Here is a 14,952-nt window from a genome sequence, read left to right as displayed (position 1 = left end):
TTTGGCAGCTTTATCACCACTTTCGGCGAAAAAACAACGCGACCCCTAAAACGAGTCGCGCTGTTTTGAAATAATCCTATTTAAGTTATTAAATTAAACTGCTGAATTATCCTAGGAACTTACGTAAGACTGCTTCTCTACTAATAAGCAATGTCTTGGTTTCTTTATCAGAAATTTTGACCAAATCGGCAGCCAATGCAGCGTGCTTTTCTTGATCCTCGTCTTGAGGGCCGGCTTTAATATCAAACAATTTTTCAATAGCTTCGATATCTTCATCAACGGCGTGCCAAGCCGGATTTTTAGCCTGCAATGCTTCTAAGGCATCTTTGCTGAAGTATTTAGCGACGTGGGCGTAATCGTGCTTGATATTTGGATAATATTTCATTAACGTTGATAGTTCATTATCATCTAACTTGTTCAAGATGCGACCAGTCCCAAGGAACTCTGGTGGTACGCCAACTGAATAAAGCGCGCCGGTAAAGGTAATCGCCCGTGGCATCTTGTAGCCGTCAACGTCTCGTGAGTAACCAATGATGCCAACGTGTTGATGACGGTCACGCCGCTTGGGAAAGGCATCAAAAATTGGTTGTAAATCGTTAATTAATGGATCCAAAGTTTCATGATATTCATGGGCTGCTTTCTTGGCAATTTCCAAGAGAACCCTTTGATCGTCTTTGTCGATAAGTTGGAACTTGCTCTTTTGCAGTCCTTCTCGCAACTTAATGATGGCCGGTTCAACAACGTCCAGTGGATAATCGTAACGAAAGGCTGATTGAATGGTAGCGGTCTTTAAGCCGGGGAATTCTTCTAAGTAGCGGTCAATCATCATTGGTGATAAGCCACCACGGAAAATTGTGCTGCCCATGCCGGCAATTGGGTAAATTGGTAATTTAGTCTCTTGTTCAAATTCAGCTAGTCGGGTAAGGGCTAACTTATTACCAATAATACTGTTTAAAAAACCGTTTGAAAGGGCTGAATCCGAACCTGCTAAGAAGACTCGCATATAGTTCAAATCACGGCCGAAGTGTTGATGATACATTTCCAGATATTTTTTCAAAATTTCGGGGGCGTGAAGTTGAGACTCAAACCCTTCAAATAATGGAATCATTTGTAACGTATCGGAGTCTTTATGGCCAGTGTTAAATTCCTTGGTCTTGTAATGAGATAGGCTGGCAAACTTATCTTCCATATCAATTAATTGATCAGCCGACTGGGTCATTGGCAGGATCGCTTCAAATAATGGCCGTTCTTTAAAGCCAAGGTCTAAGGCAAAGTCCTCGGCTGAAAGAATCGTTGTCATGGCTTGCATCAAACTATAGCCTTTTTCTTCCCAAATATTTGGAAACCGGAAAGTTAAAAATTTATCCTTGCCAAGCGGGTGCTTTTTGAAATATTCATAGTGCTCAGAATATAAGCGATCAATAACAGAAGCATCAGCGTGTTTGCCTTCCCAATCCCACATGTACTCGTCAGCGTCTAGTACCGAAAAGTTTTGGTAAGCTTCGTCAATTTCTCGAAATGCTGACACAAATGGATTTTGATGGTCTTTAAAGAATGGAACTCCGGCATTATCCGGATGTTGCGTCCCCATAATATTTGGAATTTTTCTGTCCATAAAGAATTGCCTCCTAATATATAGATATGTATTTAGAATGATTATACAGTAAAAAAGGGCTAATATGAAAATAAAATTAGAATTAACTGCTTCTATACATAAATTCACGCTTTCTAGTCAATTTATGAATAAAATGTTCATCTAATTAAATATTAATTAGATATTACCGCTAATGGCTAAGTTTTACCAGCCGACGGTTAGCGCTATGAAAGCGGTTAACACTCACGACAGCGGGTTAAATGACAATTCAGAATACTTTTTGAACTCGGCGAAAATGAACGGTGATAGCCACTGCCTAACTCAATAGTAGAAAAAACACTTCGATTAGTCCAGAGAATGGTTTCTGGATTAGATCGAAGTGTTTTCAGTTGGTGACAATTGAACCGTTGTTTATTTAAAATGGGTTATCTAAATATGGGGTTACTATTTCGATAAATAATTTCTTCATGGTGGTCCAACTTGTTGGCATATCTGGCGGCCGCAAAGAAGTAATCTGATAACCGATTAATGAAGGGCAAGACTTCCTGATTGATTTCAGTCTGATTAGCCAGGGTAATGGTCCGCCGTTCACAGCGGCGAGCGATTGTGCGGGCCACTTGGAGGATGGCTGCCGGCGTTGATCCACCTGGCAGAATGAATTTTTTAATTGCCGGGGCAGCCTGGGTGTAGGCATCAATTCTTTCTTCCAGCCAATGAGTGGCTTCGTTGGCGGTCTTGGGATCGAATTTGTAAGCCCGGTGTGAATCGGCAATTGGATTAGCTAAATCATTGCCAACGTCAAAGAGCAACTGTTGAATTTCTTCGAGTTCAGCGGCTAAAATACGCGTATTTTGAGTTAACACTGAAATGAGATAGCCGACCCAGGAATTTAACTCATCAACAGTGCCATAGGCCTCCACGCGGGCATCATCTTTGTTAACAACTTTATGACCAATAAGTTGGGTGCGCCCCTTATCGCCTGCTCTTGTGTAGATCTTCATTTATCATCAGTCCTTTTCGAAATTAACGATAGCATAACTTAAAAATATGACTGATTGGAGGTGTAAACCACTAACTAAACAAAATAATCACATTTTTACATTCATGAGACTAAAAATGTCACTTTTGATTAATGGCTTAGGTTGCTTTTTCACAATAAATTGGTCGGATTAATGTAATCGCTTTCTTAAACTCCGTCAGACGAATCCATATCAACCATTGAGGCAAACTTTTTTGTCAACAAAAATGTACTAATTGCCACTTGGCGTTGGTATTTTAACACTTTTTAGGTTAATCAAGGGAATTATTCCACAAAGCAGGCTGTTTCTTTGAAAAGGCTTGTATCCGGTTACTCTCATATTGTATGTTTTGAACTGGAAACAAATGAAAAGGATTTCACAATCTTGTTTTAAGGAACCCGATATCTTGATTAATTAAAAGTGGAGCAGAAATATGAAAGTCATTCATGGTGGAAATAGAGAAAAGATTGCCGCTCAACTGGGCTTTTCAGCCGATGAGATGTTGGACTTTAGTGCCAACATCAATCCGCTAGGCTTATCCAAGCGGCTACTACCGGTTTTAACAAACGCATTATCTCAAGTCATTTACTATCCTAATCCGGAGTACCCAGCACTAAAACGGTCAATCGCTGATCATTTTAACGTTTCAAAAGACGATGTTATGGTCGGCAACGGCGCAGTTCAAATGATTTTTGACATGGCTAACGCGGTTAACGCGCAACATGCACTGGTCTTAGCCCCAACTTTTGGCGAATACGAACGGTCGTTTAACCGTTCAAACATGACGACTGATCACTATGGCTTGGCGCAAGCAACGGGATTTGAACTGGATGTCGCCGACCTGCTTGCAACTTTAAAAGCCAAGCCACAGATTGATTTGATTTGTCTATGCAACCCCAACAATCCAACTGGAACAATGGTTAAGCCGACAGAAATGCTGCAGATCGCTGATTTTTGCCGCAAGAATCACAAGTGGTTAATAATTGACGAAGCCTTTATGGATTTTGTCGATCATGACCAGTGGAGCTTTGTGACCCACCTTAGCGCCCAGTTGCCAGTCATGGTTCTTCGATCGGCAACCAAGTTTTTCGCGATCCCCGGTCTGCGGTTAGGGTTTGCCATTACCAAAAATTTAGCGCTCAAGGCCGCTTGGCAAGCACAGGCTGAGCCGTGGTCAGTGAATACCTTGGCAGATCAATTTGGCCAGCATATGTATGACGATCAGCATTATATTGAACAGACATATGATTGGCTAACCCGCGAAAAAGCTTATTTGTGGGCTGGGTTGCAACAATTACCAAATGTTCACGCCTATGAGTCAGCTGCTAATTACTACCTGCTTAAAAGTGACGTGCCAAACTTACGGGAAAAATTATGGCAACGCCGAATCATGATTCGTTCTTGCGCTGATTACGTGGGTCTTGGTCAAGACTATTACCGGGTTGCGGTGAGAGCGCATTCAGAAAATACCCAATTACTGGCAGCACTCAAAGCAATCTGTTCCAATCCAGTTAGTTAGGGGGTGACACGTTGAGAAAAATACTGATTGCCGGCGTCACTAGTGGTTCCGGAAAAACCAGTGTGGTCTTGGGATTGTTAGCGGCGCTCAGCCGGCAATATCAAATTCAGCCGTACAAAGTAGGCCCAGATTACGTGGACACCAAGTTTCACTCACGAATTGTGGGCCGAGATTCTCGCAATCTTGATAATTTCTTGGTGCCAGATGCTCAAACGCTTAATTATTTGTTTAGGCGGGATACGGAAACCGTTGATATTGGTTTAGTTGAAGGCGTCATGGGCTTGTACGATGGTTTGGGAGTCGATAAGGATAGCCATTCAACTGCTAAAGTTGCCAAAATGCTGGGGCTGCCAGTCATTTTGGTGGTGGATGGGCATGCGGCGTCAACCTCGATTGCCGCAATTATTAAGGGCTTTCAGGTGTTTGACAAAGATGTCAACATTGTTGGCGTAATTATTAATAATTTAAAGTCCAATCATCACTTTCAGCTGATTAAAGCAGCCATTGAACAATACGATCACGTTGCCGTCCTTGGCTATTTGCCCCATTGTGATGACGTTCGCTTACCGTCCCGCCAATTGGGCTTGGTGCCTGATAACGAGTTGGCACAAGTTGATCAAAAGATTGCCAAACTGGGCGAGTTAATTAAGGACCACGTTGATTTAAAGCAGTTACTAGGGCTTATGAAAAAAGCGGTTGAACCAATTAACGTGCCCCAAGGTTATCGACGAACCCATTTAAAGCTCGGGGTAGCCTACGATGATGCGTTTAGTTTTTATTACGAAGATAATTTGAACTTACTAAGACAAGTGGGCGTCAAGCTAACCTTTTTCAGTCCCTTAAATGATCAACGCCTTCCCGATGTTGACGCGCTTTATTTAGGGGGCGGTTATCCAGAAGAATTCGCGGCTGAACTAGCGGCCAATCACAAAATGAAAATGGCGATTAAGGAAGCATCTGAAAGGGGCATGCCCATTTACGCCGAATGCGGTGGCCTCATGTATTTAGGAAATCAATTAATTGACCACGGTCACACTTATCAAATGGCTGGGGTATTTGATGGTACAAGTGAAATGACTCCTCGACTCAAGCGGTTTGGCTACTGTATTGCCAGTCCTAAAGAAGATACCGTCTTGGCTAAGCAAGGCATCAAAATCCGTGGTCATGAATTTCATCATTCGACCTTTAGGCCAGGGGATGGCCTCGACCCAGTTCTCCAGATGACCAAAGTGATTGATGGTCGAATTACTCAGCGCTGGGATGGTGGTTATCAGGTCAATCATACATTTGCCAGTTATTTGCACATTCATTTTTATCAGGATCCAACAATTTTTAATCAATTATTAGCAAACTTAGGGGCAATGGAAAATGCAAATCGTTAGTATGGTACTTTGCGGTTTTGTCCTCGATACCATTTTGGGCGATCCGCCAACTTGGCCGCATCCGGTGAAGCTGATGGGCAAACTGATTGCAGTCTTAACTAGGGAATTAAATCGTCCAGCTTACGCTCATCGTCTAAGAAAGTTTTTGGGATTGGTGATTTGGCTTATCGTGGTAGGTAGTTCGTTTGCGGTAGTATGGTTGCTTTTCTGGGGAATTTCATTGATTACTTGGGTTCCGGTTCAAGTTGTTACTGCGATCCAATTTATCGTCGGAACTTATCTTTGCTACACCTGCCTCTCAATTAAGGGTCTTTCAGTTGAGAGCCATAAGATTATGAGAAGTCTAAAGGCCGGTAATCTGCAAAAAGCTCGCGAGCAAGTGGGGATGATTGTTGGCCGAGACACCCAGCATTTATCAGCAGATCAAGTCTGTAAGGCAACTATTGAAACCGTTGCTGAAAACACCAGCGATGGTGTAGTTGCCCCGCTCTTTTATCTATTGCTTGGCGGCCCGGCTTTGGGGATTGCCTATAAAGCAGTCAATACGCTGGATTCAATGATTGGCTATAAAAATGAACAGGATGGCGATATTGGCATGGTGTCAGCAAAAATTGACGACGTGGTGGGATTCATTCCGGCTCGGTTGACTTGGCTGTTTTTATTGGCGGCCTGCATGTTGCTGGGGTATGACACCAAATTAGCCTACTCGGTGGGCATCCACGACCGCAAGAATCATCGCAGCCCCAATAGCGGTTTTTCTGAGTCAATCGTTGCTGGTGCCCTCAAGCTCAAACTGGGCGGTCCCCACTACTACTTTGGTGAACTGGTGGATAAACCGTATATCGGCACAACGGTTCCAAACCCACAAGTTGCCACCGTCACCAAAATTGAAGAAACCATTCGGATGCTGTACGCGGCGGCAATTATTGGGTTGTTGGCGCTCACATCACTGACACTGATTTTTTACGCATAACAAAGGAGTTAGGAATAATGGCAGACGAGAAGTACATCACGGTCCCAAATCAAATCACTGAGAAAAGTTTTGCGATGATTCAAACAGAAATCGATAAACTTGATCCGAACTACACATTTGTGTCACCGATTGAAGAGCAAATTATCAAGCGCGCCATTCACACCACTGCGGATTTCGATTATATGCATAGTCTGAGGTTCACTCATAATGCAATTGGCCGCATTAAACATGCCATGATGGCTCACGGCACGATTATCACGGATACGACAATGGCCTTATCTGGTATTAACAAGCGGCAACTAGATCAACTAGGCGTTCACTATCACTGCTTTATCCGGGATCCAGAAGTCCGAAAACTGGCCAGTGAAAAGGGGATTACCCGCTCGATGGCCGCCATTGAAGTCGCGGCTAAATTACCAGGTGAAAAAGTATTTGTAATTGGCAATGCGCCAACTGCATTGTACAAGATTCTTGAAATGATTAAGGAGAATCGACTGGCAGTTGCCGCAGTTATTGGGGTACCGGTTGGGTTTGTGGAGGCTAAAGAAAGTAAGGATGAGTTGGTAAACAGCGACGTTCCGGCAATCGCTGCGGTTGGCAGAAAAGGCGGCAGTAACCTGGCTGCCGCGTTAACCAATGCGATTATTTACAATCTTGACTTAATTAAGTGAGGTGTTTGGTTTCATGGCAGACGATGATTTTGTCTTTTATAACGGCCGCAAGCTTCGTAAGGGATTTACGACTGGTACGACGGCAACGGCTGCTTCGGTGGCGGCTTTAACCGCATTATTGGATCAAAAAGAGCAAGCCGCCGTCAGTGTCCAAGCCGCCAATGGGCAAAAAGTAAAGTTTACGATTGAAAAATGCGATTTTGATCAGCAAAAGGCTGCCGTCGCCATTAAAAAAGATGGCGGTGACGATCAAGATGCAACCGATGGGATGCTCATTTATTCGACGGTTAATTTGCGGGATGATAATCAAATCAAGCTCGATGGTGGCAAGGGGATCGGCCGGGTGACCCAAGAAGGCTTGCCAAACAAACCCGGGATGCCGGCGATTAATCCAACACCGCGAAAAATGATTACGCAAAGTGCTCGCCAGGTGCTTGGCCCCAATCGTGGTGCGGACATTGTGATTTCTGCGCCGGAAGGAGAGCGGGTAGCTAAACTCACTTATAATCCCAAGCTTGGAATTGTTGGGGGCATCTCGATTCTTGGTACCAGTGGAATCGTCACTCCGATGTCTGAAGACAGCTGGAAAGCATCCATTTCAATTGAAATGAATATCCATAAAAAACGGGGGGATGACGGCATTATCCTCACGCCGGGAGATGCTGGGGAAGCCTTTGCCAAAGAAAAGCTGGGATTACCAGCGGAGAAAATTGTCCAGATGAGCAATTTTGTCGGCTATGTCTTAAAGGAAGCTCAGCGGATCGGGTTCAAACGGGTTTTGATCGTTGGTGACCTGGGTAAGTTGATCAAAGTATCAGGCGGCATTTTTTCGACGCATAGCAAGGACGCTGACGCCCGAGCGGAGATTATGGTCGCCAACCTGGCATTATTGGGTGCGCCCACGGAGATGCTCCAACGAGTTTATAAGTGCCTAACGACGATTTCAATGCTAAAGATTGTCGAAGAAGAAGGCTATCAACAAGTTCTGCAGGTAATCGTTGACAAAATCAAAGAACGTTGTGAAAAATACATTGCCCATCGAACGCCTCAAGTTGAACTTGATGCCGTAATTTATTCCAATACGTCCGGTGTATTAGCAGCAACACTTCCGATCGATCAAATTAAGGGGCGATGGCAATGATAACAGTTGTTGGAATTGGTCCAGGTAACCAATCACTCATGTTAGCAGGTACCCAATCGATTGTTGCCCAAGCTGAAATTGTGATTGGGTCTAAGCGCCAATTGAAGCTCTTTAACGTTCCCACCAAAAAGGCGGTCATTTTTACAAGGCTGGCAGTTCTCAAAAAAATTATTTGTGAGAATTTTGAAAAGCCAATCGCCTTGCTGGCTTCTGGTGACCCCTTGATGTATGGGATTGGCAGCTGGACATTAGCCAATTTTGATCCGCAAATGGTCACAATTGTGCCGGGAATTAGCTCGATTCAGTACTTGTTTCATCAACTGGGGCTATCGATGAACGATTGCTACTTGACTAGCAGTCATGGGCGGATGCCCGACTTTGATTTTTTACTGCTGCATCAAACGGTTGGTATGGTGACGGATGACGATATTGGGCCGGTTGAAATTGCCAATGAAATTCAAAAGCGCGGGCTGCACCGAACAATTTATGTCGGTGAAATGTTGAGTTACCCCAATGAACGCATTTCCCGGTTTACTGAAGCAGACGTTGAACAGCGCAAATACAAAATGAACGTGGTGATTATAAAAGATGAAGGACAGTGAATTTTTGAGAACCAAGGTGCCAATGACCAAAGCTGAAGTCCGAGCCGTTAGCATCGATAAGCTGCAGTTAAAAGGTAAAGCCAATTTGTTAGATGTAGGGGCCGGTACGGGAAGTGTCAGCATCCAAGCCGCCATCGAATTTCCAAATCTTCAAGTAACTTCAATTGAAAAAAATCCCGATGCAATCGAGATTATGACCCGAAACATGACTCAATTTCATACCGACAATATTAGCTTAATCACTGCTAATGCCCCTCAAGGGATTCCAGATGAGCGGTTTGACGCGATTTTTGTGGGCGGCAGCGGGTCAAATCTAAAAGAGATTATCGAAGAATGCCTGAGTCGTTTGAAATCAGGTGGGACATTGGTTTTAAACTTTATCTTGATCGAAAATGCCATGGCGGCTTACCAAGTATTAGCCAATCAGGACGTTGATGAGTTGGAAATGACCCAAGTGGACGTTTCCAAATGGCATGCGCTTGGTAAGGGACATTATTTCAAGCACCATAACCCGAGCATCATATTAAGTGCCACGAAAGGATGATAAATGATGAGTTTAATTAGTTTTGTAGGGGCCGGCCCTGGTGATCCAGATTTAATCACGTTGAAAGGGTATCGCCGGTTGGCAGCAGCGGATGTTGTGATTTACGCCGGTTCTTTGGTCAACCCCAAATTATTGGATTATTGCAAGCCTGAGGCCCAAAAATTTGACAGTGCCTCGATGACTTTGGCGGCCATCATTGACAAAATGGCCGAAGCAGTTGAAAAAAACGAATCCGTTGTCCGGCTGCAGACGGGAGACTTTTCGATCTACGGCTCAATTAGAGAACAAGTTGAGGAACTCAAAAAGCGGGCCATTGATTACGAGTGCATCCCTGGAGTCAGCTCGTTTCTTGGCGCAGCCTCTCAAATGGGCGTTGAATACACGATTCCAGAAATTGCCCAAAGCGTGATTATTACCAGAATTTCCGGGCGGACGAAAGTGCCAGAAGATGAGTCTTTGACGTCACTTGCCAAGCATCATACCTCGATGGTGATCTTTTTATCGGTTCAAAGCATTCGCCGAGTCGTTCGTCAGTTGATTGCCGGCGGCTACACGGCTGAAACGCCAGCTGCGGTCATTTATAAAGCCACTTGGCCAGATGAAAAAATGGTTAAGGGCACTTTGGCTAACATTGCGGATAAAGTTGGCAAGGCTGGCATTTCACGAACCGCATTAATTATGGTAGGTGAATTCCTTGGGGATAATTACACCTATTCTAAATTGTATGACCCGACCTTTACCCATACTTATCGAAAAGGGATTAAAAATGTTACAGCAAACAAAGACTAAGGTTTGTATTCTGGCGCTAACTGGTCCAGGCGTTCAACTGGCTAGAAAAGTCCATTCCAAAATTCCGGGCAGTCGCTTATTGGTTCCAGAAAAGTACGGTGTGGATGACGACGAGACATTTGCCAAGGGCCAATTTACCCAAGCATTTACGGCAGCTTTTAAAGGGTTTAATTGTTTAGTCTGCATTATGGCCACGGGGATTGTTGTCCGCAAAGCGGGGCCACTGATGCAGGATAAAACAATCGATCCGGCAGTTGTTGTAATGGATGAGCAGGCCAACCACGTGATTAGTCTATTATCCGGTCATGTTGGCCGTGCCAACGCCATCACCAATCAACTTGCCGTCGCCCTTGATTCTGATCCAGTTATTACAACGGCTACCGATACCGAGCATGTCCAAGCAATTGACACGTTAGCCCAGCGGTTTAATGGCTGGTATCCGGATTTTAAATACAATACCAAGTTATTTAATACAAGGTTAGTTGAAAAAAAGCCGTTGCTACTGTACATCGACCCGGACTTTCGAGGAATTGTGACTGACCTTAAAGGCTTCGAAGTCGTTAACGAACTTGATCAGCAGCGAGTTGAAATCCCCCTCGTGATCATTTCTGATAAAAGTACCGTTCCGAAGCGACCGAATTCCCTGCAAATTATTCCTCAAATTAACGTTTTAGGCGTTGGCAGCAGAAAAGATGTCAGTTATGCAATGATGCAGGCCGCTTTTGTGGCCTTCTGTGAACGACAACAGCTGGCTTGGCGATCAATTTGTCAGGTTGTTTCAATTGAAAAAAAGGCCCATGAAAATGCCATTCATTATCTGGCTGATAGTCTAGGGGTGCCAGCTGAGTTTTATTCGGTTGAACAGCTTCAGGCTACTGCCGGGCACTATGAACAATCGGCGTTCGTTGCCAAAACGGTTGGCGTTGGTAACGTTGCCAACGCTGCTTCGGAGTTTGCCTCTGGCAGCCAGACCGTTAATGAACGATTTTCGAGCAATCAGATCACAATGGCTATTAGTAAACGACAACTTAAAAAGGATGATTAAAAGATGTTATATATCGTTGGATTAGGACCCGGTTCACAGCAATTAATGACCCAAGAGGCCATTGAAACCATCAAAAAGGTCGACACAATTGTTGGCTATATTACTTATATTCATTTAGTTGAAGACATGATTAAGGGCAAAAACATCGTTACAACCGGAATGCGTGGGGAAATTGAGCGGTCAAAAAAAGCCATTGAACTCGCTGAAACTGGTCAAGACGTTGCGATTATCTCTAGCGGCGACGCTGGGATTTACGGGATGGCCGGCTTAGTCTTAGAAATGGCGGCCAAAGAGGATAAACACGTCGACGTTAAGGTGATCCCAGGCGTAACTGCCAGTATTGCTGCTGCGGCTGCTCTAGGCGCGCCTTTGATGAATGATTTTTGTCATATTAGTTTGAGTGATTTGATGACCCCTTGGGACGTCATTAAGAACCGGATTGATGCAGCGGCCAAAGCAGACTTTGTGATTTGTTTGTATAATCCCCGCAGCAAGGGACGGCCAAATAATTTACGAGAAGCCCTTGAGATTATTTTGAAATATAAATCGGCAGACACAGTGGTTGGAATTGGTAAAGACGTTGCCCGCAAGCACGAAATTGACAAGATAACAACAATTAAAGATTTGGATGAAACCGAAATTAATATGACCACAATTGTGATTGTTGGCAATAAAAATACCTACGTTGCCGATGGTCGAATGATTACTCCAAGGGGATACACGCTATGATTTTATTGCTTGGCGGAACGAGCGAGAGTTTAACAATCGCCGACATGCTGACCAGTTTACAGCGAGATTTTGTATTATCAGTGACAACTAAATACGGTGCTGAACTCGCCCGGCAACATGCGAGCCAGGTGCATCTGGGCGCAATTTTGCCAGCAGACTTTGATGACTTCTTTAGTAATCATCAAATTTCGTTGGTAATTGACGCGACTCACCCGTTTGCCAGGTCAATTTCAACGCACGTTATCATTGCGGCTAGGCAAAACCGGATTCCCTATATCCGATTTGAGCGGCAGCAAATGCACGGCGAAGGACCATTTCTAAGAGTGGTTGATGATACCGAAGCGGCGATTAAGTTTTTACAGCAGCGCAAAGGCACCGTTTACCTGTCAACTGGCAGTAAAACCGCAAGTGAGTTTGCGACTAAGCTGGGCGTTGAGCGGCTTCACGTTCGAGTATTACCAACCCCAAAAGTGATGGGAATGTTAGCTGAGGTGGGTTATCAAGCCAATCAGGTTGACGCGATTCAAGGGCCGTTTTCTAAAGCTTTGAACGTTGAATTGATTAAGCGAACGGCGGCTAAATTCGTTGTCACCAAAGAAAGTGGGCGTCGCGGTGGCCTGCCAGAAAAGATCCAAGCTTGTCAGGCGTTACAAATTGTGTGTCTGGTCATCAAGCGCCCGGCCGTTGACTATCCTGACGTTACGGGTTCGTTTGACGAATTAAAGCAAAGACTGGAGGGGCGATTATGAGCGGTTTTGTATCGTTGGTCGGGGCCGGCCCTGGGAACCCAGAATTGTTAACACTTTTGGCCAAGCGCCGATTAGCTGAGGCAGATGTGATTTTGTACGATCGACTCGTCAATCCGGCCATACTAATGGAAACGACTGCGGAGACGATTGACGTTGGCAAGTTACCTCACCATCACAAATATAGTCAATATAAGATTAACGATTTGCTGGTCACATTAGCTAAGCAAGGGAAACGAGTTGTTCGACTCAAAGCAGGGGACCCAGACGTGTTCGGCCGCGGTGGTGAAGAAAGTCAGTATTTAAAAGCCAATCAGGTTGATTATGAAGTGGTGCCGGGTATCACCAGCGCGATTGCCGGCTTAGCGGCCGTTGGCATTCCAATTACTCACCGAGACTTTGCGTCGTCGTTTCACGTTATCACCGGGCATCGCAAACAGACTGGTGAAGAACTGGATTGGCACAACATTGCCCATCAAGAGGGTACCCAAGTTTTCTTGATGGGGATGGAACAGCTGGAAAAAATTGTGCGTCAATTGATTGAAAATGGTAAGGATCAAAAAACGCCGGTTGCCGTGATTCAGTGGGCCACTCATTGGAACCAGCGGTCGGTCTTAGCATCTTTGGCCGACATTGTTCAAGTTGTTGCTGCTAAGCAAATGGGCTCACCAGCATTGATTGTTGTCGGTGAAGTGGCTAAATTGATGAAGACCTTACAGCCTCATCCATCACTACTAGGGCAACATATTCTCGTTCCCTACAAAAAGCAATCTCAATTATTTAGTTTATTACAGGATGCCGGCGCCTCGGTTGGTTTCTTTCGACGAGGCGAGGTCCGTAAGGTAGCCTTTGAACTTCCTAATCTCGTTAAGCCAGCTACCTTATTCATTAACGACGTTAACGCTTACCGTTATTTTCAAGAAAAAATGATCACCCAAGGAGTAGACCAGCGTCACTTAGCAAAGTGGCATTTGGTTGCTAAAAACGAGGTGGTTGCTAAACAGTTACGGTTGGTTGGCATCATTGTTGACCAGGTGAGCGATCGGTTTGACCATTTACGCGGGCCAATTAATGTGATTGGCGAACAGCATCAATTAGCGGAAATTTCAACCAGTGAAACCGTTCATTTATTAACGACTTATAAGCGGGTACCCAGTAAACAGAATATTGACTTCGCCAACTACCAGACGATCGTTTTTCCAAGTTCGGCAGCTGTCCAAGAATTAATCAGCAGCCTTGAGCCAATTCAGCTAGCAGGATTAAAAGGCCTAACGTGTTTAGCAATGGGCCAAAAAGTTGCTGAGGCTTGCCGAAGTAATGGCTTAGATCAAGTCGTGGCGGTTGCGCCAGCATATCAAGCAGTATTGGCAGCGTTAAAGGAGGCCAGGCAAGTTGACAAAGTCAGCAATTCTAATCGTTAGTTTTGGTACCACGTATCCAGCCACTCGCGAGAAATCAATTGGGGCGGTTGAAAAAGCATTTCAAACAACTTTTCCCGATTTCAAAGTGTTTCGAGCTTTTACGTCCACCGTGGTGATTAAACGGATTCAAAAAAATGAACAAATTAAGATTGACACACCGACAGAAGCATTGACCAAGATTTATCAAGCTGGATTCGAAGAAGTCTATGTCCAGTCACTTCACCTGATACCTGGGATTGAGTATGACATGGTCAAAAAAGTTGTCGATCAGTTTCAGGCAACGTTTAAAAAAATTGTGTTGGGGGCTCCCTTATTGAAGCGGTTTGCTGATTATCAGCGCTTGATCACTTTTATCAAGGGAATGGTTCCAAACCAGCCAGCGCATTCAGGCCTGCTATTAATGGGTCACGGAACAGCTGATAGTGCCTTTACTGCCTATGCCTGTTTAGATCATATGTTAATGGGGTCCGGTAATTACGTTGGCGCCGTCGAAAGCTATCCAGATATTGACTTTGAGATTCAGCGGTTAGTTAAGGATGGGATTAATCAGGTCGTGCTTCAACCGTTGATGATGGTAGCGGGAAACCATGCCCATCACGATATGGCATCGGCTTCGCCAACCTCTTGGCGTGCTAAATTGCAGGCGCATGGCATTGCGGTTGATGCACGCTTGATTGGATTAGGTGAATATCCAGATATTCAGCAGTTGTATATTGATCATTTGAAACAAGTGATGTAGGACAGCTACGCAAAGCAGGGATCTGCGTGTAAGCACCT

General features: G+C 44.6%; 15 protein-coding genes. 13 read left to right on the top strand and 2 right to left on the bottom strand.

Annotated elements, in window-relative coordinates; genetic code table 11:
* Window positions 1–106: 106 nt before the first annotated feature.
* Both ppcA and YK48G_RS05435 read right to left on the bottom strand, forming a co-directional pair.
* A complete protein-coding gene (gene ppcA / locus YK48G_RS05440) occupies window positions 107–1,615 on the bottom strand; it encodes a phosphoenolpyruvate carboxylase (protein ID WP_203629717.1) in 1,509 nt (502 codons plus the stop codon).
* A gap of 404 nt (window positions 1,616–2,019) precedes the next feature.
* Entirely contained in the window at window positions 2,020–2,595 is a 576-nt protein-coding gene (locus tag YK48G_RS05435; RefSeq protein ID WP_203629716.1) for a cob(I)yrinic acid a,c-diamide adenosyltransferase, read from the bottom strand.
* 451 nt (window positions 2,596–3,046) lie between these two features.
* On the opposite strand from YK48G_RS05435, the gene cobD reads away from it, so the two are divergent.
* The 13 genes from cobD to YK48G_RS05370 are packed head-to-tail and all read left to right on the top strand — an operon-like array spanning window position 3,047 to window position 14,914.
* A complete protein-coding gene (cobD, locus tag YK48G_RS05430; RefSeq protein WP_203629715.1) occupies window positions 3,047–4,132 on the top strand; it encodes a threonine-phosphate decarboxylase CobD in 1,086 nt (361 codons plus the stop codon).
* A gap of 11 nt (window positions 4,133–4,143) precedes the next feature.
* A complete protein-coding gene (locus tag YK48G_RS05425) occupies window positions 4,144–5,514 on the top strand; it encodes a cobyrinic acid a,c-diamide synthase CobB (protein ID WP_203629714.1) in 1,371 nt (456 codons plus the stop codon).
* Window positions 5,501–6,487, top strand: a complete 987-nt coding sequence (cbiB, locus tag YK48G_RS05420) for an adenosylcobinamide-phosphate synthase CbiB (protein WP_203629713.1) — start codon at window positions 5,501–5,503, stop codon at window positions 6,485–6,487. The genes YK48G_RS05425 and cbiB overlap by 14 nt, the downstream gene beginning before the upstream one ends.
* Before the next feature lie 17 nt (window positions 6,488–6,504).
* Complete coding sequence (locus YK48G_RS05415; RefSeq protein ID WP_203629712.1) at window positions 6,505–7,158, top strand: cobalt-precorrin-8 methylmutase; 654 nt, start codon at window positions 6,505–6,507, stop codon at window positions 7,156–7,158.
* Window positions 7,159–7,171: 13 nt separating this feature from the next.
* Window positions 7,172–8,299: a cobalt-precorrin-5B (C(1))-methyltransferase CbiD gene (cbiD, locus tag YK48G_RS05410; protein WP_203629711.1), complete on the top strand. Its 1,128-nt coding sequence runs from the start codon at window positions 7,172–7,174 to the stop codon at window positions 8,297–8,299.
* Window positions 8,296–8,901 (top strand): cobalt-precorrin-7 (C(5))-methyltransferase, encoded by a 606-nt coding sequence (locus YK48G_RS05405; protein WP_203629710.1) that lies wholly within the window; start codon window positions 8,296–8,298, stop codon window positions 8,899–8,901. Before cbiD ends, YK48G_RS05405 begins: the two co-directional genes overlap by 4 nt.
* Window positions 8,888–9,445: a decarboxylating cobalt-precorrin-6B (C(15))-methyltransferase gene (locus YK48G_RS05400; protein ID WP_203629709.1), complete on the top strand. Its 558-nt coding sequence runs from the start codon at window positions 8,888–8,890 to the stop codon at window positions 9,443–9,445. The genes YK48G_RS05405 and YK48G_RS05400 overlap by 14 nt, the downstream gene beginning before the upstream one ends.
* A gap of 6 nt (window positions 9,446–9,451) precedes the next feature.
* Entirely contained in the window at window positions 9,452–10,234 is a 783-nt protein-coding gene (locus tag YK48G_RS05395) for a cobalt-precorrin-4 methyltransferase (RefSeq protein WP_203629773.1), read from the top strand.
* The gene (locus YK48G_RS05390) at window positions 10,212–11,279 is read left to right on the top strand and encodes a cobalt-precorrin 5A hydrolase (RefSeq protein WP_203629708.1); all 1,068 of its coding nucleotides are present in this window, start codon (window positions 10,212–10,214) and stop codon (window positions 11,277–11,279) included. The genes YK48G_RS05395 and YK48G_RS05390 overlap by 23 nt, the downstream gene beginning before the upstream one ends.
* 3 nt (window positions 11,280–11,282) lie before the next feature.
* A complete protein-coding gene (cobJ, locus tag YK48G_RS05385; protein ID WP_203629707.1) occupies window positions 11,283–12,008 on the top strand; it encodes a precorrin-3B C(17)-methyltransferase in 726 nt (241 codons plus the stop codon).
* Complete coding sequence (gene cobK / locus YK48G_RS05380) at window positions 12,005–12,757, top strand: precorrin-6A reductase (RefSeq protein ID WP_203629706.1); 753 nt, start codon at window positions 12,005–12,007, stop codon at window positions 12,755–12,757. The genes cobJ and cobK overlap by 4 nt, the downstream gene beginning before the upstream one ends.
* Entirely contained in the window at window positions 12,754–14,175 is a 1,422-nt protein-coding gene (cobA, locus tag YK48G_RS05375) for a uroporphyrinogen-III C-methyltransferase (protein ID WP_203629705.1), read from the top strand. The genes cobK and cobA overlap by 4 nt, the downstream gene beginning before the upstream one ends.
* A complete protein-coding gene (locus YK48G_RS05370) occupies window positions 14,147–14,914 on the top strand; it encodes a sirohydrochlorin cobaltochelatase (protein WP_203629704.1) in 768 nt (255 codons plus the stop codon). Before cobA ends, YK48G_RS05370 begins: the two co-directional genes overlap by 29 nt.
* Window positions 14,915–14,952: the final 38 nt, after the last annotated feature.

Origin of the sequence: Lentilactobacillus fungorum, assembly GCF_016860605.1 — a bacterium.
GTDB lineage: Bacteria > Bacillota > Bacilli > Lactobacillales > Lactobacillaceae > Lentilactobacillus > Lentilactobacillus fungorum.
This window is presented reverse-complemented; position numbering and strand designations above follow the sequence as displayed.